Here is a 14799-nt window from a genome sequence, read left to right as displayed (position 1 = left end):
CCTTGCCGTCGCGCGTCTAAACTTCGACGCCACACCCGTGTTCATGTGCTCGAATTCACTCGACCCGTGTCGCGCAGCGGGAGAAGGGGGACCGATGGCCGATTCGCAGATGTCCGTCGACGTCGACGAGGTCTCGAAGGTGGTGGCGTTCTATCGCCGCGCCGCCGATGTCGTCGGCTCGGCCGCCGAGGACATCCGGGCTCATGAACTCGGTCGTTGGGCGATCGGCGAGGAGTACCGGGAGATGGGCGAACGGTACCGGGAGATGGGCCGCGTCATCACGGGGCGACTCGCGGACCAGGCGCAGGCCGCCGACCGACTGGCCGATGCCCTGGGACGGGGCATCGCGATCATCGAGGCCGCCGATGCCGACAACGCGACCGGCGTGACCCGCAGTGTGGGCAGGCATCGCGCCGACGGTTCCGGTGCCGTGTGACAGGGGATTCGCTTTCGGCGCTGCGCGACCAGGCCGTCTCCGGGATCGAGGATCTGGTCGAGGTGCTGGCGCTTGGCGCGGCGCTGGGAGCGCAAACGGCAGGCGAGGAGGACGTGCACCGGCCGTTCCGGAGGGTCGGTTCGTTCGACGTCGCGGGCCTCGCCGCCGACAGCCGCCGCCTCGACGCGGCGCACCGTGCCGTCGCCGACCAGCTGCACCGGCTACCCGAACAGCAGGTCCGGCTCGGTCGCGGCTGGGTGAGCAAGTCGGGCGCGCGGGCGGTGGCCGCGGTCGTCGATCACCAGTGGCGCGCCGGAGCGGACCTGCATGTGTTGCGGACCCTGGCCGAGGCCACCGGGTCCGCGGCGTCGGGGATCGATCAGCTGTTGCGGACGTGGTATCTCACGGTCGCCCAACTGGCGTCCCCGCTGGTGGCCGGCGTCCCGGTGGCCGCGGTCCCAGGGGCGATCGTGGCGGGAGAACTCCCAGCCGTAATCGTGATCGACGACATCGCGTCGAGGGCCGGCCTGTATTTCACCACGGCTCATGCCACTGTCTCCGGGATCGACGAGATCCTGCGGCATCTCGATCGCGTCACCGAGGCGATGGATGTCGAACCGTACCCCCAGGCCGGCAACCCTCCGACCGAGACGGAGGGACGGGCACCGGACACTGTGGTCACGCCACCGGAGGCAGCGACGGCGCCGGCCGGCCGGTCGGCCGGGGGTGGCGAGGCGCCCGGCGACGACGATGTGCCGGCACCGTCCCGCAATCGCCCCGACGTCCCGTTGCAACTGACACCGGACGCCGGTGCCGACCCACCGGAACCGCAGGCGCCGGTATCCGCGAATCCACCCGCCGAGGACACCGCGCTCGCCGCGCCGGCTCGTGCTCCCGAGCCGGGCGCCGTAGCCCCGGTCCGCCCGGACGCGCATGAGTCCACGCCACCGTCGGCAGGCGACCTGGCACTGGCCGGCGACGAATGAGAGCGGGTCGATCGTGAATCTCGCAGACCAGATCGAGGCCGTCGCACGGCGAGCGACCGCAGAGGTCGTCGCGGCATCCCACGCGTACGCGGCGACCCAGCGGCGTCTCGCCTCGGACCTCGCCGACTTCCGTTCCGCGAGCGCCGCCCCGGACCAGCGACTGCGGGAGAAGCTGCAGACCGACGCGGACATTGCCGATACCGCCACGCCGCGAATTCTCTTACCCGCCGACGTGGCCGAGGCCAGTCCACATCGATCGGCCCCGGACGAATAGGCTGTCGGTGTGCCGGCAGCGAAACCAGGGCAGACGAGATCTGAGCGGACGACACGGGGCGCGAAGCCGTCCCGATCGGCCGACAAGCTGATGGCGCCGTTGTCGCGCCGCGGGCCTCACCGCGTCCTGTGTGGCGACCTCGGGATCGTCGGCATGCGCGGGCAGGTGTTCGCGCCGGAATCGGGGCGGAGACTCCCCGCCATCGCCCTCGGACACACGTGGATGGCCGACAGTCGCAGGTACCGGGATCTCCTCTACCACTTCGCGTCCTGGGGTTTCGTGACCGTCGCGCCGGACGAGAACACCGGCTTCTTCGCCTCCGATGTCGGCTTGGCGGCCGACCTGCGGGCTGCCCTCGGAGTCGTCGCGCGGGTCCCCCTCGGGTCCGGAGCGGTGACCGTCGATCCGGATCGGATCGGACTCGTCGGCCACGGTTTCGGCGCGGCGGCCGCCGTGATGGCGGCTGCGGATCAACCGATCCTGGGGCAACCGGCACCTGCGGTGGCGGGCGTGGTCGCAGTGTTCCCGGCACCGACGACGTCGATGCTGTTGCCGGCCGCCGGCCTGGTCACCGCGCCCGGACTGATTGTGGCGGGCGCTGGTGAACTCAACACCGCGGAGGCCAACGCCCTGCCCCTGGCACAGGCCTATGCCGGCGATGTGGCGTTGCGCACTGTTCCCAAGGGGAACGCACGGGATCTGCTGGAACGTCGGACGGTCAAGTCCCTGGTCGGGATGAACGGGTCGGACCGTGCCGTCCACGGCCTCGTCCGCGCAGCCTGCACCGGATTTCTGCTGCACACCGTGGCCGGCGACACCGAGTACCAAGGGTTCTCCGACGCGGATTCCAGCCTGGGCAAACTGGGCGTGATCGATCTGGCCGACCCGCCCGTGCAGCCGGTGGATCCGGTGTCACACCTGCTGGGGGTCAAACCAAGCAAGCGGCGCACCCGAAAGAGCTGACTTCACAGGTACGCTGACTGTCTATGTGTGGAATCGTCGGATACGTCGGGCGGCGCGATGCGCTGGACATCGTGGTCGAGGCACTTCGGCGGATGGAATACCGCGGATATGACTCGGCCGGGGTGGCCATTCTCGACGGGCACGGCAACACCGTGGTCGAGAAGAAGGCCGGTCGGCTCGAGAACCTCGACAAGCAGATCGCCACGGTCGGACCGGACAACCTGGTGGGCAGCACCGGGATGGGGCACACCCGCTGGGCCACGCACGGCCAGCCCACCGATCGCAACGCGCATCCACACCTGAGCACCGACGGCAGGATCGCCGTGGTCCACAACGGCATCATCGAGAACTACGCCGTACTGCGCACCGAACTCGAGGATGCCGGTATCGAGTTCCTCTCCGACACCGACACCGAGACCGCGGTGCACCTGCTCGAGAGCTACTACGCGAACGGGCCCACCGCCGGTGATTTCGTCTCCAGTGCCTACGCCGCGCTGCGTCGCCTCGAAGGTGCCTTCACTCTCGTCTTCACCCACTCCGATCACCCGGACACCATCGTCGCCGCACGTCGATCCACCCCGCTGGTTGTGGGTGTCGGTGACGGCGAGATGTTCGTGAGCTCGGATGTGACGGCGTTCATCGAGCACACCCGAAATGCGGTCGAGCTCGGGCAGGACGAGGTCGTGGTGATCACCGCCGACTACTACCGGATCTCCGATTTCGACGGAGACCCGCGCGCGGGCAAGCCCTTTCACATCGACTGGGACCTCGCCGCGGCCGAGAAGGGCGGCTACGACTTCTTCATGCTGAAGGAGATCGCCGAGCAGCCCGCCGCGCTCGCCGACACCCTCCTCGGCCACCTCGAGGGCGGACGCATCGTTCTCGACGAACAGCGACTCACCGACGACGACCTCCGCGACGTCGACAAGGTCTTCGTCGTCGCCTGTGGCACCGCCTATCACGCGGGGCTGCTGGCCAAGTACGCCATCGAGCACTGGACGCGGCTCCCGGTGGAGGTCGAGCTCGCGAGCGAGTTCCGCTACCGCGACCCGGTGCTGGACCGTTCGACGCTGGTTGTCGCGATCTCACAATCCGGGGAGACCGCCGACACGCTGGAGGCGGTCCGCCACGCCAAGGACCAAAAAGCCCGGGTGCTGGCCATCTGCAACACCAACGGCGCACAGATCCCGCGCGAGTCCGACGCCGTGCTCTACACCCATGCGGGTCCGGAGATCGGCGTCGCGTCGACGAAGTGTTTCCTCGCGCAGATCGTCGCGGCCTACCTGGTCGGTCTCGCCCTCGCCCAGGCCCGCGGCACCAAGTACGCCGACGAGGTCGCGCGCGAGTTCGCGGCGCTGGAGCTGATGTCGAAGGCCGTCGAGGAAGTCCTCACGACCATGGAGCCGGTCCAGGAGCTGGCACGGTCGCTCGCGCACCACAACACGGTGCTCTTCATCGGCAGGCACGTCGGCTATCCGGTGGCGCTCGAGGGAGCCCTCAAACTGAAGGAACTCGCGTACATGCACGCGGAGGGATTCGCGGCGGGCGAACTGAAGCATGGTCCGATCGCCCTGATCGAAGACGGTCTGCCGGTGATCATCGTGATGCCATCTGCGGACGGCCGGGCTTTGCTGCATTCCAAGATGGTGAGCAACATCCGGGAGATCCAGGCACGTGGGGCGCGCACGATCGTGATCGCCGAGGAGGACGACCTCTCGGCGGCGAGCGTTGCCGACCACCTGATCCCCATCCCGAAGACACCGACCCTTCTGCAACCGCTGGTGTCGACCGTCCCGCTGCAGGTGTTCGCGGCCACCGTCGCGCAGACGCGTGGTTACGACGTGGACAAGCCGCGGAACCTGGCCAAGTCGGTCACCGTCGAGTAGTTCCCGGCCCATGTCGATCCGTTACCTCACCGCCGACGCCGTCCGGCAGGCGGAACAGGCGACCGGCGATCTGCTGACGGGTGGCACCCTCATGCGGCGCGCCGCCGCCGGCGTGGCGCAGGTGGTGATCCGCGAGCTCGGCGCGACGGGCGGCTGTTACGGACGCCGCGTCGGTGGGGTCGTCGGCGCCGGTGACAACGGCGGCGACGCACTCTATGCGCTGGCAGTTCTCGCGCGCCGCGGAGTGGCATGCAGTGCGGTGCTGCTGAACCCGGACAAGGCTCACCCTGGCGGTCTCGCGGCGTTCTGTCGCGCCGGCGGTCGTATCGCCGAGACCCTCCCGGGAGGACTCGATCTGGTGATCGACGGGGTTGTCGGGATCGGAGGACGTGGACCGTTGCGATCGGCGGCCGCCGAGCAGTTCGCCCGTCTGGAACCCGCCGACGCCGGGGGGCCGGCGATCGTGGCCGTCGACCTCCCGTCCGGAGTCGACGCCGACACCGGTGAGGTCCATGACCCGGCCGTGCATGCCACCATCACCGTCACGTTCGGCGTGCCCCGAAACGCCCACCTGTTGGCTGCGCCGCAATGCGGCCGAGTCGAGGTGATCGACATCGGCATCGACCGGTCCGGGCCCGCCGATGGTCCCGCGCCCCGGCTCTCGGCACTCACCGACGACGACGTCGCGCGGCTGTGGCCGGTCCCCGGACTTCATGACGACAAGTACAGCCAGGGCGTGATCGGGGTGATCGCCGGGTCGGCGCGGTACCCGGGAGCGGCGATCCTGGCGACGGGTGCGGCGGTGAGTGCGACGTCGGGCATGACCCGTTATGTCGGGACGGCCGCCGACGAGGTGGTCTCGCATTTCCCGGAGGTGGTCGCGGCCAGGTCGCTCGACGATGCGGGACGTGTGCAGGCGTGGGTGGTGGGACCCGGCATGGGCACCGACGACGACGCGCTGGACGTGCTGCGTACGGTGCTCGCGACCGATCTACCGGTGCTCGTCGACGCCGACGGCCTCACACTGGTCGCTGCTCATCCCGAACTCGTGTCGGAGCGACCGGCCCCGACGCTGCTGACCCCGCACGCGGGCGAGTACGCACGACTGGCGGGCAAAGACGTCGGCGCCGACCGATTGCAGGCAGTCGCCGACCTGGCGGCGAAGTGGCAGGCGACGGTGCTTCTCAAGGGCAGGATCACGCTCGTCGCCGACCCTTCGGGTGATGTCCTCGGCAACGACGCCGGCTCGTCGTGGGCGGCCACGGCCGGGGCCGGTGACGTGCTCTCGGGAGTCGCCGGTGCCCTGATGGCATCGGGACTCGCCCCGTCCCTGGCCGGAGCCGCCGCGGCACGGATACACGGGCACGCGGCCGACCTGGCCGCCCGGGGCGCGCCGATCGGGGCGTCCGCCCTGCTGGGCGCGGTTCGATCGGCGGTGCGGGCGGTACGCGAGGCCTCTGCGACCGGATGAGGGTGGTCCTCCCGCGGCACCGCATCGACGGTGATCCCGGACACATCGGCGGCCGCGCGCACGTGCAATGCACTCGCCCGCATCTGGGATGATGGACGCGATGACCTCACCTGCCCTGGCCGCGACCATCGATCTCGACGCGATCGCCCACAACGTCGGCGTGGTGCGCACCGCCGCACGCGCCGATGTCCTGGCGGTGGTGAAGGCCGATGCCTATGGGCACGGTGTCCTACCCGTCGCGCGAACCGCGCTGGCAGCCGGTGCCGCCGAACTGGGTGTGGCGCATGTCGGCGAGGCGGTCGCATTGCGGGCCGACGGGATCACCGCGCATATCACCGCGTGGCTACACACTCCCGCTACCGATTTCGGCGCGGCGATCGCGCACGACATCGACATCGCCGTGTCATCGTCGCGTCAGCTGGCCGCGGTCGTCGCCGCGGCGGAGGCCCGCTCCACCACGGCCACGGTGACGGTCAAGGTGGACACCGGACTCAATCGCAGCGGTGTCGCCGTCGACGAGTGGGCCGACTTCGCCGAATCCCTGGCCAAGGCCAAGGCCGACGGTGCGGTGTCGGTCCGGGCGATCATGTGTCACCTCGCGCGTGGCGATGAGCCCGACCATCCGTTGAATTCCGAACAGGCGCAACGTCTCGACCTCGCCGCCGACGACCTGCGCAGGCTCGATGCCGGACCGGAGGTGATGCACATCGCCAATTCTCCTGCCGCACTGACACGTCCAGACCTCGCGCGCGATCTGGTCCGGCCCGGGATCGCCCTCTACGGCCGGACGCCGGTGCCCGAGCGCGGCGATTTCGGCCTGATTCCCGCGATGACGCTGACCGCCCAGGTCTCGCTGATCAAGAAACTCGCTGCCGGAGAAGGGGTTTCCTACAGCCACACCTGGATCGCGCCGACCGACACAACCATCGCGATCCTGCCTGCCGGCTACGCAGACGGCGTGCCGCGGCTGCTCTCCGGCAAGTTCACGGTCCGGATCAACGGACGATCGTTTCCGGGCGTGGGCCGGATCTGCATGGACCAGATGGTCGTCGACATCGGTCCGGACGGTGGAGGAGTGGCCGAGGGCGACCGGGCAGAGCTGTTCGGTACCGGTCGAGACGGCGGGCCGACCGCCAAGGACTGGGCGGATGCCATCGGCACCATCGACTACGAGATCGTCTCGGGAATCGGTCGCCGGGCAGTGCGCGAATACGTCGGGGGCGTCCGTGGATGACTCGGAGCGCATCGGCTGGATGGCCGGGGTCACCGGTGTCGCCGCGCTCGGGGCCGTCGCTGCCGGCGGGGTCGCCCGCAACGTGGCGCGCCGTCGGACCACAAACCGGGCGGATCCATTTGCGGGCGTGGACTTCACCACGATCTATGACGACACCGCGAGCACCGTCACCACCGACGACGGGATCGATCTGGCGGTCCGCACGGTGGTCACCGGCCCGGCGGGAGCAGAGCCGGACAGGATCGAGCCGGAGCTGACCGTCATCTTCGTCCACGGGTTCAGCCTGCGAATGGCCAGCTGGCATTTCCAGCGTCACGAGTTGGCACAGCGCTGGGCAGACCGATGCATCCGGATGGTGTTCTTCGATCATCGCGGTCACGGGCGGAGCGGTCCGGCGCCGGCCGAGACCTGCACCATCACCCGCCTCGGCGACGACATCGGCGCGGTGATCCGCGCTGCCGCGCCGACCGGACCGCTTGTACTGGTGGGTCATTCGATGGGCGGGATGGCGTTGATGGGGCTGGCGCGCCGCGACCCGGCACTCTTCGCCCCCGACGGCCGGGCCAGTGGCGTCGCCTTGGTGGCGACGGCCTCGCGCGGTCTGACCGAGGCCGGCCTCGGCGAAGGCCTGTCGAATCCGTTGCTCGACGCCTTCCGGCTGTCCGTCCGTCATGTCCCGGCTCTGGTACGGGCCGGTCGCGGCCTCACCCGTCAGGTATTGGAACCCGTACTGGTGGCGGCGAGCTTCGGCCCCGACTTCTACAGCCCGAATGCCGGACGTGCCGTCGAGAAGATGATCCAGAACACGCCGATCGAGACCATCGTGAATTTCTTGCACGCCCTGGAGGATCACGACGAATCCATGGCTCTGCCGGTCCTCGCCCGGGTGCCGTCGGTGGTGGTGTGCGGCAACGCGGATCGGCTGACACCGTTACCGAGGTCGATGCGGATGTACGGGGAACTCAGAGAGGACTCGCGACTCGTCGTGGTCGAGGGGGCGGGTCACATGGTGCAGATGGAGAGGCCGGACGTGGTGACCGATGCGATCGTCGATCTGGTGGACCGCGCGCGGACGGCGACGCCGCAGCCCCGCCGTCGCCGGTGGTGGCGAAGGCGGGTGCCAGGATGAGCGGACCCGTGGAGGCAGGTGCGGCAGGTGCGCGAACGCTGGCGGAGGTCGCCGACACCGAGGATCTGGGGAGGGAACTGGCGGCCACTCTGGGCGCCGGCGACCTGGTGATCCTCGACGGCCCGTTGGGCGCAGGCAAGACGGCGATGGCCCGGGGCATCGGGGCCGGACTGCAGGTTCTCGGCCGGGTGTCGTCGCCGACGTTCATCATCGCGCGTGAGCATCGGCCGTCGCGGCCGGGACTCCCCGGCATGATTCACGTCGATGCCTATCGGCTCGGCGGTCTCGACGAACTCGATGCGCTGGACCTCGATTCCGACCTGACGGGTGCGGTGATCGTGGTGGAGTGGGGTGACGGAGTCGCCGAACGTCTCGCCGATCGGCATCTGCGGGTACGACTGCGACGGGAGCCCGAATCGGAAGTCCGTCGCGCCGAGTGGGAATGGGTGGAGCACTGATGTGGGTATTGACCATCGACACGGCGACCGACTCGGTGGTGACCGGCGTCGCGCGGCTGCGCCCCGACGACAGCTGCGCGCCGGAGGTGTCGGCCGAGCGTGTCGTGTCGGACGGGCGCCGACATGCCGAGGTGCTCACCACGCTCATCGGTGAGGTCCTGAGCGATTCGGGCGTCGCGCGCACCGATCTCGCCGCGGTGGTCGTCGGGTGTGGACCGGGACCTTTCACCGGGTTGCGCGTGGGGATGGCGACCGGGGCGGCCTTCGCGGACGCGCTGGGGCTGCCCGTGTACGGCGTGTGTTCGCTGGACGCGGTCGCGGAGCAGGAGTTCATGGACGGGGCAGATGGCAGCTCGATGCTGGTGGTGACCGATGCCCGACGCCGTGAGGTCTATTGGGCCCGGTACGTGGACGGGCGGCGGGTGAGTGGCCCGGAGGTCGTCGCGCCGGCCCGGCTCGTCGACGACCTCGCCTCGACACCCATCGATCTCGTGGTCGGATCACCGGCGCACGCCGAGCTCTTCGGCCGCCGTGTCGGGACCGCGACGGTACCGTCGGTGGCCGGTCTGTTGGCAGCCGCGTCCGACGATCTGCGTACCGGCGCGCGGCCGGAACCACTGGTCCCGCTGTATCTTCGGCGCCCGGACGCCGTGGAGTCCAAGGACCGTCGGGCACCGGCCGGACAGAAGCGAGAGGTGACACGATGACGACGTCTGAGCTGCTGATCGACGACCTCGACTACACCGACATCCCCCGCTGCGCCGCGTTGGAGAGGGAGATGTTCGCCGACGATTCGCCTTGGCCCGCCACGGCTTTCCGCGCAGAGCTCAACGCTCCCTACAACCGGTACTTCGCGGCCCGCGAACGGCCCGGCGGAGAAGTCGTGGGCTACGCGGGCGTATCGACCCTGGGGTCGGCGGGTTCGTTCGAGTGTGAGATCCACACGATCGCCGTCGCGCCGTCGCATCGTGGCCGGGGTTACGGACGCGCTTTGCTGATGGCGCTGCTCGACGTCGCCGACGATTGTGGCGCACCGGTTTTCCTCGAGGTGCGCACCGACAACGACACCGCCATCGATCTGTACGCGAGACAGGGGTTCGTCCGGTCGGGCATCCGCCGCAACTACTATCAACCGTCGGGTGCCGACGCCTACACGATGATCCGACCGGTCACGCCGGAATCCGCCGTACCGGAGTCAGCCGCACGGGAGTCAGCCGCACCGGAGTCAGGGAGTACCCCATGATCGTGATGGGAATCGAGAGTTCGTGTGACGAGACCGGAGTCGGCATCGTCCGGTGGGACCCGGACGGCATCGGCGACGGCGGGAAGGGGACTGCGGCACTGCTCGCCGACGAGGTCGCGTCCAGTGTCGAGGAGCATGCGCGGTTCGGCGGTGTGGTCCCCGAGATCGCGTCACGAGCGCACCTCGAGGCGATCGTGCCGACCATGCAGCGTGCCCGAGAAGTCGCCGGAATCGACCGCCCCGATGCGATCGCGGTGACGATCGGCCCGGGTCTGGCCGGCGCCCTGCTGGTCGGTGTCGCGGCCGCGAAGGCTTATGCGTTGGCCTGGGATGTCCCGCTCTTCGCCATGAATCACCTCGGCGGTCACGTCGCGGTCGACACACTGGAGCACGGGCCGATGCCGGAGTGCGTCGCCCTCCTGGTCTCCGGTGGCCACACCCACCTGCTGCACGTGACCGACCTGGCGTCGCCGATCACCGAACTCGGCACCACGGTCGACGATGCGGCGGGGGAGGCCTTCGACAAGGTGGCCCGCCTTCTCGATCTCGGATTTCCGGGTGGTCCGGCGCTGGATCGTGTTGCAGCCGGCGGCGATCCGAGTGCGATCCCGTTCCCACGCGGGATGACCGGACCCCGTGACGCACGCTACGACTTCTCTTTCAGTGGTCTCAAGACGTCGGTCGCACGCCATGTCGAGAAATGCGAGCGCGACGGTGTCGAGGTGCCGGTCGCCGACGTGGCGGCGTCTTTTCAGGAGGCGGTTGCCGACGTCCTGACGATGAAGGCGCTCCGTGCCTGCTCGGACCTCGGGGTCGACACTCTGGTACTCGGCGGTGGTGCCACCGCCAATTCGCGCATCCGATCGCTGGCACAGGAAAGGTGCGCGGCGGCGGGCATCACTCTGCGGGTGCCCCGGCCTCGCCTCTGCACCGACAACGGCGTGATGATCGCGACGTTGGGTGCGCATGTCATCGCCGGAGGAGCCGAGCCGTCCCCACTGACGGTAGCCACCGATCCGGGGATGTCGGTGCAGGTCAGTCAGCTCTGACGCTGCAACAGCTCGCGGCAGCCGAGTGAATGGTCGGCCAGTACCGCGCGCTGGGTCGGGCGCGCACGCCGGTACCGGTCCTCGCCGTTCTCGGTGAGCTGGGCGAACACCGACCGCCGATCCGACTCGCACATCGTCCTGCTCGCGAGGCCGTCCTTCTCCAGGCGCGCGACCACACGCGACAGAGCGCTCTGACTGAGATGGACGTGCTCGGCGAGCTCACTCATCCGCAGACTGTGTTCATCTGCTGCCCAGAGCAATTCGAGTACCTCGAACTCGCTGGCGGAGATCTTGTGATTGGCCTGCAGTTCGCGGTCGAGGGCGCAGGAGACCCGGTGGTATCGAACCGACAGGTCATGCCAGGCCGCGGCAAGCGCATCCTGATCGGTTCCCTCGGTCATGCCCGACACCCTACAACATGCAAATGCATTTAATGCAAAGTCATTAAATGCGCAAGAAATAGGTGTAGACGCATTACATGCGCACGCATATTACCGGCAGGTCGGCTGGGCTGCCTGCCGGTCTGATCGTCGCCGCCGGCGCGATCCGAATGGACCGCGTCCTGCACCGGGTGCCGACGCCCTGGTTGCTCGTCGGCGGATTCGCGGTCACCTTCCCGTCGGTCCCGTCCCAGGGCACCGCGGGTGTCGACGATACGGAGCAGGGCCTGGCCTCAGGGCTGGTCAGCACCAGCGTCCAGGTGGGCGGGCGGTGGTGATGGCGGTGGTCACCGCGATCCTCGCGAGCACCGACGAACCGTCCGGTCCCGGCGAGCTCCTCGGCGGAATGTCGACGGTGATCTGAGTGGTCGCCGGCCTGTCGATCATCGGACTCGTCGGTGCGATCGCGATGGCGACTTGGTCGCGAAAGAGCCGTACGCAGGTGCTACGGACCCGGTTCCGGCGCTCGTGACCTCACTCGCAGGCGAGGCCGACTGATTTCGCAGCCTCCACCCTTGAGTGCTGGCACTCTCGTGTATAGAGTGCTAGTCGGCACTGCGTGAAGCCTCGGCACCCGCGACGACGGGGCTTTGTCCAGCGCCATGAACATCCGAACCACCGTTCGAACTCACTCAGTACGAAAGTTGAGGACTCACATCGTGGCGAGCGTGAACATCAAGCCGCTTGAGGACAAGATCCTGGTGCAGGCCGTGGAGGCAGAGACGACCACCGCGTCCGGTCTGGTCATCCCGGACACCGCCAAGGAGAAGCCGCAGGAAGGCACCGTCATCGCCGTCGGCGAGGGCCGGGTTACCGAGCAGGGCAACCGCGTCCCGGTCGACGTCAAGGAAGGTGACACCGTCATCTACAGCAAGTACGGAGGCACCGAGATCAAGTACGCCGGCGAGGAGTACCTGATCCTCTCGGCGCGCGACGTGCTGGCCGTCATCGGCAAGTAAGACCCGCGAATCACTTCGCGTGTCCACCGCCCCGGAGCCCTCGTCGGGCGCCGGGGCGGTGCTGATTCTCCAAGCTGTTCCGCACTCTGAAAGAGACCCATGTCCAAACAGATCGAATTCGATGATGTAGCGCGCCGCGCACTCGAGCGCGGCATCAATCAACTGGCCGACACGGTGAAGGTCACCCTCGGCCCCCGCGGCCGGCATGTGGTGCTGGCCAAGGCGTTCGGCGGACCGAGCGTCACCAACGACGGCGTCACCATCGCCCGCGACATCGACCTCGAGGATGCCTTCGAGAACCTCGGTGCCCAGCTCGTGAAGTCGGTGGCCACCAAGACCAACGACGTCGCGGGAGACGGCACCACGACGGCGACCGTGCTCGCGCAGGCGATGGTCTCGGCCGGTCTGCGCAACGTCACGGCGGGCGCCAACCCGATCGCGCTCGGTGTCGGAATCGGCAAGGCCGCGGACGCGATCAGCGCCGAACTGCTTCGGGTGGCGACCCCGGTCGACGGTGAGAAGGCGATCGGCCAGGTCGCGACCGTCTCGTCACGTGACGAGGAGGTCGGCGTGATGGTCGGCAAGGCGATGACCCGGGTGGGTGGCGACGGCGTCGTCACCGTCGAGGAGGGCTCCGGTCTGGAGACCGACCTCGAGATCACCGAGGGCGTCCAGTTCGACAAGGGCTTCCTGTCGCCGTATTTCGTCACGGATGCCGACAGCCAGGAGGCCGTGCTGGAGGACGCATTGGTTCTCCTCTACCGCGACAAGATCAGCTCGCTGCCGGACTTCCTGCCGCTACTGGAGAAGATCGCCTCCGAGGGCAAGTCGGTGCTGATCATCGCCGAGGACGTGGAGGGCGAGCCGCTCTCGACTCTCGTCGTGAACTCCATCCGCAAGACCATCAAGGCCGTGGCGGTCAAGGCGCCGTTCTTCGGGGACCGCCGGAAGGCGTTCCTGGAGGACTTGGCGGTCGTCACCGGCGCGACGGTGATCTCCTCCGACATCGGCATGTCCCTCGCCGAGACCGGACTCGACGCGCTCGGTTCGGTCCGCCGCGTGGTCGTGAGCAAGGACACGACCACTCTGGTCGAGGGTGCCGGCACCAAGGACGACATCGCGAACCGTGCCGAGCAACTGCGTCGTGAGATCGAGCAGAGCGATTCCGACTGGGACCGCGAGAAGCTGGCCGAGCGCTTGGCCAAGCTCGCCGGTGGCGTTGCCGTGATCCGCGTGGGTGCTGCCACCGAGACCGCACTCAAGGAGCGCAAGCACCGCGTCGAGGATGCGGTGGCGGCGGCCAAGGCCGCGGTCGAGGAGGGCATCGTCATCGGCGGTGGCTCCGCGATCGTGCAAGCGGCTTCGGTGCTGGATGCGCTGGCGGCGGACCTACCCGACGACGAGGCGCTCGGCGTGCGCGTCGTTCGTGACGCGGCCCGCGCCCCGCTCTATTGGATTGCCGGCAACGCGGGCGTCGACGGCGCCGTTGTGGTCGCGAAGGTCACCGAGTCCGATCAGGGACTGGGCTTCAACGCGGCCACGCTCACCTACGGTGATCTGCTCGCCGACGGGATCATCGATCCCGTGAAGGTGACACGGTCGGCCGTGGTGAATGCGGCATCCGTCGCGCGGATGGTGTTGACCACCGAGACCGCCATCACCGACCGGCCGGAAGCGGCCGCGGCCGGCGGGCACGGTCACGCCCACTGACGTCGGCGACACCCGCACAACCCCTCGGGGGCATCGATCCAGCAGGATCGATGCCCCCGAGGGCGTTGGGAAGGGGTCCGCGTGCCGGCTAGCCGGCCATCCGGCGTCCGACGCCGCGCTTCATCAACATGCTGCGTTCGGACTCGGAGAGCCCGCCCCAGATGCCGTAGGGCTCGGCGACCGCGAGTGCATGTTCACGGCATTGGGCGATCACCGGGCACTGGTGGCACATTTCCTTGGCACGGCGCTCCCGCTGGGCGCGCGCACGGCCGCGCTCACCGTCGGGATGGAAGAACATCGACGATTCCACTCCGCGACAGAGACCCTTCATCTGCCAGTCCCAGATGTCGGCGTTCGGGCCGGGAAGAAGATTTGGCTGAGGCATGACAGCGACTCCTTGTCTGCGAGTGGCACTCGTATTCATCAGTGCAACCACACAGTAGGCAAGCAAAAGAAATGGAGTCAATCCCGCCAAATGCATGCTCAATGATGGTGAAACTTCGAGAAATGTTAACTCTGTGTTGTGGAAACGGACCGGTCTAGCATATAGCCCACACTGGG

The 14799-nt window shown here is 68.5% G+C and carries 16 protein-coding genes and 1 pseudogene; 15 read left to right on the top strand and 2 right to left on the bottom strand.

Annotation, left to right across the window (positions count from 1 at the left end):
- Positions 1 to 94 precede the first annotated feature (94 nt).
- The 12 genes from ACPXCG_RS01080 (at position 95) to tsaD (ending at position 11129) form a co-directional block, all read left to right on the top strand.
- Positions 95 to 436 (top strand): hypothetical protein, encoded by a 342-nt coding sequence (locus tag ACPXCG_RS01080; protein WP_425788276.1) that lies wholly within the window; start codon positions 95 to 97, stop codon positions 434 to 436.
- Positions 433 to 1422 carry a hypothetical protein gene (locus ACPXCG_RS01075; RefSeq protein ID WP_425788274.1) on the top strand — a complete coding sequence of 330 codons (990 nt, stop codon included), beginning with the start codon at positions 433 to 435 and terminating at the stop codon, positions 1420 to 1422. Before ACPXCG_RS01080 ends, ACPXCG_RS01075 begins: the two co-directional genes overlap by 4 nt.
- 13 nt (positions 1423 to 1435) lie before the next feature.
- Positions 1436 to 1696, top strand: a complete 261-nt coding sequence (locus ACPXCG_RS01070) for a hypothetical protein (protein ID WP_425788272.1) — start codon at positions 1436 to 1438, stop codon at positions 1694 to 1696.
- Between the two features lie 90 nt (positions 1697 to 1786).
- Entirely contained in the window at positions 1787 to 2659 is an 873-nt protein-coding gene (locus tag ACPXCG_RS01065; RefSeq protein ID WP_425790413.1) for a dienelactone hydrolase family protein, read from the top strand.
- Between the two features lie 23 nt (positions 2660 to 2682).
- A complete protein-coding gene (glmS, locus tag ACPXCG_RS01060; RefSeq protein ID WP_425788270.1) occupies positions 2683 to 4545 on the top strand; it encodes a glutamine--fructose-6-phosphate transaminase (isomerizing) in 1863 nt (620 codons plus the stop codon).
- A 10-nt stretch (positions 4546 to 4555) separates the two neighbouring features.
- Positions 4556 to 6016: an NAD(P)H-hydrate dehydratase gene (locus ACPXCG_RS01055; RefSeq protein WP_425788268.1), complete on the top strand. Its 1461-nt coding sequence runs from the start codon at positions 4556 to 4558 to the stop codon at positions 6014 to 6016.
- Positions 6017 to 6116: 100 nt separating this feature from the next.
- Entirely contained in the window at positions 6117 to 7250 is a 1134-nt protein-coding gene (gene alr / locus ACPXCG_RS01050; RefSeq protein ID WP_425788266.1) for an alanine racemase, read from the top strand.
- Positions 7251 to 7269: 19 nt separating this feature from the next.
- The gene (locus tag ACPXCG_RS01045) at positions 7270 to 8379 is read left to right on the top strand and encodes an alpha/beta fold hydrolase (protein WP_425790411.1); all 1110 of its coding nucleotides are present in this window, start codon (positions 7270 to 7272) and stop codon (positions 8377 to 8379) included.
- The gene (tsaE, locus tag ACPXCG_RS01040; RefSeq protein WP_425788264.1) at positions 8376 to 8837 is read left to right on the top strand and encodes a tRNA (adenosine(37)-N6)-threonylcarbamoyltransferase complex ATPase subunit type 1 TsaE; all 462 of its coding nucleotides are present in this window, start codon (positions 8376 to 8378) and stop codon (positions 8835 to 8837) included. The genes ACPXCG_RS01045 and tsaE overlap by 4 nt, the downstream gene beginning before the upstream one ends.
- Positions 8837 to 9544, top strand: coding sequence for a tRNA (adenosine(37)-N6)-threonylcarbamoyltransferase complex dimerization subunit type 1 TsaB (gene tsaB / locus ACPXCG_RS01035; protein ID WP_425788262.1), 708 nt, complete (start codon positions 8837 to 8839; stop codon positions 9542 to 9544). Before tsaE ends, tsaB begins: the two co-directional genes overlap by 1 nt.
- Positions 9541 to 10080, top strand: a complete 540-nt coding sequence (rimI, locus tag ACPXCG_RS01030) for a ribosomal protein S18-alanine N-acetyltransferase (RefSeq protein WP_425788260.1) — start codon at positions 9541 to 9543, stop codon at positions 10078 to 10080. The genes tsaB and rimI overlap by 4 nt, the downstream gene beginning before the upstream one ends.
- Complete coding sequence (gene tsaD, locus ACPXCG_RS01025) at positions 10077 to 11129, top strand: tRNA (adenosine(37)-N6)-threonylcarbamoyltransferase complex transferase subunit TsaD (RefSeq protein ID WP_425788258.1); 1053 nt, start codon at positions 10077 to 10079, stop codon at positions 11127 to 11129. Before rimI ends, tsaD begins: the two co-directional genes overlap by 4 nt.
- On the opposite strand, the gene ACPXCG_RS01020 is transcribed toward tsaD, so the two are convergent.
- Positions 11120 to 11530, bottom strand: a complete 411-nt coding sequence (locus ACPXCG_RS01020) for a MarR family winged helix-turn-helix transcriptional regulator (protein WP_425788256.1) — start codon at positions 11528 to 11530, stop codon at positions 11120 to 11122. The two genes, tsaD and ACPXCG_RS01020, sit on opposite strands and share 10 nt — an antisense overlap.
- A 110-nt stretch (positions 11531 to 11640) precedes the next feature.
- Between ACPXCG_RS01020 and ACPXCG_RS01015 the strand changes: the two are divergent.
- The 3 genes and pseudogenes from ACPXCG_RS01015 to groL form a co-directional block, all read left to right on the top strand.
- Positions 11641 to 12041 (top strand): annotated as a pseudogene (locus ACPXCG_RS01015) (MFS transporter); the annotation flags it as partial.
- A 187-nt stretch (positions 12042 to 12228) separates the two neighbouring features.
- The gene (groES, locus tag ACPXCG_RS01010; RefSeq protein ID WP_006334733.1) at positions 12229 to 12528 is read left to right on the top strand and encodes a co-chaperone GroES; all 300 of its coding nucleotides are present in this window, start codon (positions 12229 to 12231) and stop codon (positions 12526 to 12528) included.
- 99 nt (positions 12529 to 12627) lie between these two features.
- The gene (gene groL / locus ACPXCG_RS01005; protein ID WP_425788254.1) at positions 12628 to 14238 is read left to right on the top strand and encodes a chaperonin GroEL; all 1611 of its coding nucleotides are present in this window, start codon (positions 12628 to 12630) and stop codon (positions 14236 to 14238) included.
- A gap of 88 nt (positions 14239 to 14326) precedes the next feature.
- Here the strand turns inward: groL and ACPXCG_RS01000 are convergent, their stop codons facing one another.
- A complete protein-coding gene (locus tag ACPXCG_RS01000; protein WP_164307028.1) occupies positions 14327 to 14623 on the bottom strand; it encodes a WhiB family transcriptional regulator in 297 nt (98 codons plus the stop codon).
- Positions 14624 to 14799 lie beyond the last annotated feature (176 nt).

The sequence above is a fragment of the Gordonia sp. DT218 genome (assembly GCF_049847105.1).
In the GTDB taxonomy this organism is placed as follows: Bacteria; Actinomycetota; Actinomycetes; order Mycobacteriales; family Mycobacteriaceae; genus Gordonia.
Note: the sequence above shows the minus strand (reverse complement) of the source record. Positions and strands in the feature narration are given on the sequence as shown.

Excerpts from the sequence above, each read along its gene's own strand:
- ACPXCG_RS01080 (WP_425788276.1), top strand. The coding sequence starts at position 95 with ATGGCCGATTCGCAGATGTCCGTCGACGTCGACGAGGTCTCGAAGGTG.
- ACPXCG_RS01065 (WP_425790413.1), top strand. The coding sequence starts at position 1,787 with ATGGCGCCGTTGTCGCGCCGCGGGCCTCACCGCGTCCTGTGTGGCGAC.
- glmS (WP_425788270.1), top strand. The coding sequence starts at position 2,683 with ATGTGTGGAATCGTCGGATACGTCGGGCGGCGCGATGCGCTGGACATC.
- ACPXCG_RS01055 (WP_425788268.1), top strand. The coding sequence starts at position 4,556 with ATGTCGATCCGTTACCTCACCGCCGACGCCGTCCGGCAGGCGGAACAG.
- alr (WP_425788266.1), top strand. The coding sequence starts at position 6,117 with ATGACCTCACCTGCCCTGGCCGCGACCATCGATCTCGACGCGATCGCC.
- ACPXCG_RS01045 (WP_425790411.1), top strand. The coding sequence starts at position 7,270 with ATGGCCGGGGTCACCGGTGTCGCCGCGCTCGGGGCCGTCGCTGCCGGC.
- tsaE (WP_425788264.1), top strand. The coding sequence starts at position 8,376 with ATGAGCGGACCCGTGGAGGCAGGTGCGGCAGGTGCGCGAACGCTGGCG.
- tsaB (WP_425788262.1), top strand. The coding sequence starts at position 8,837 with ATGTGGGTATTGACCATCGACACGGCGACCGACTCGGTGGTGACCGGC.
- rimI (WP_425788260.1), top strand. The coding sequence starts at position 9,541 with ATGACGACGTCTGAGCTGCTGATCGACGACCTCGACTACACCGACATC.
- tsaD (WP_425788258.1), top strand. The coding sequence starts at position 10,077 with ATGATCGTGATGGGAATCGAGAGTTCGTGTGACGAGACCGGAGTCGGC.
- ACPXCG_RS01020 (WP_425788256.1), bottom strand. The coding sequence starts at position 11,530 with ATGACCGAGGGAACCGATCAGGATGCGCTTGCCGCGGCCTGGCATGAC.
- groL (WP_425788254.1), top strand. The coding sequence starts at position 12,628 with ATGTCCAAACAGATCGAATTCGATGATGTAGCGCGCCGCGCACTCGAG.
- ACPXCG_RS01000 (WP_164307028.1), bottom strand. The coding sequence starts at position 14,623 with ATGCCTCAGCCAAATCTTCTTCCCGGCCCGAACGCCGACATCTGGGAC.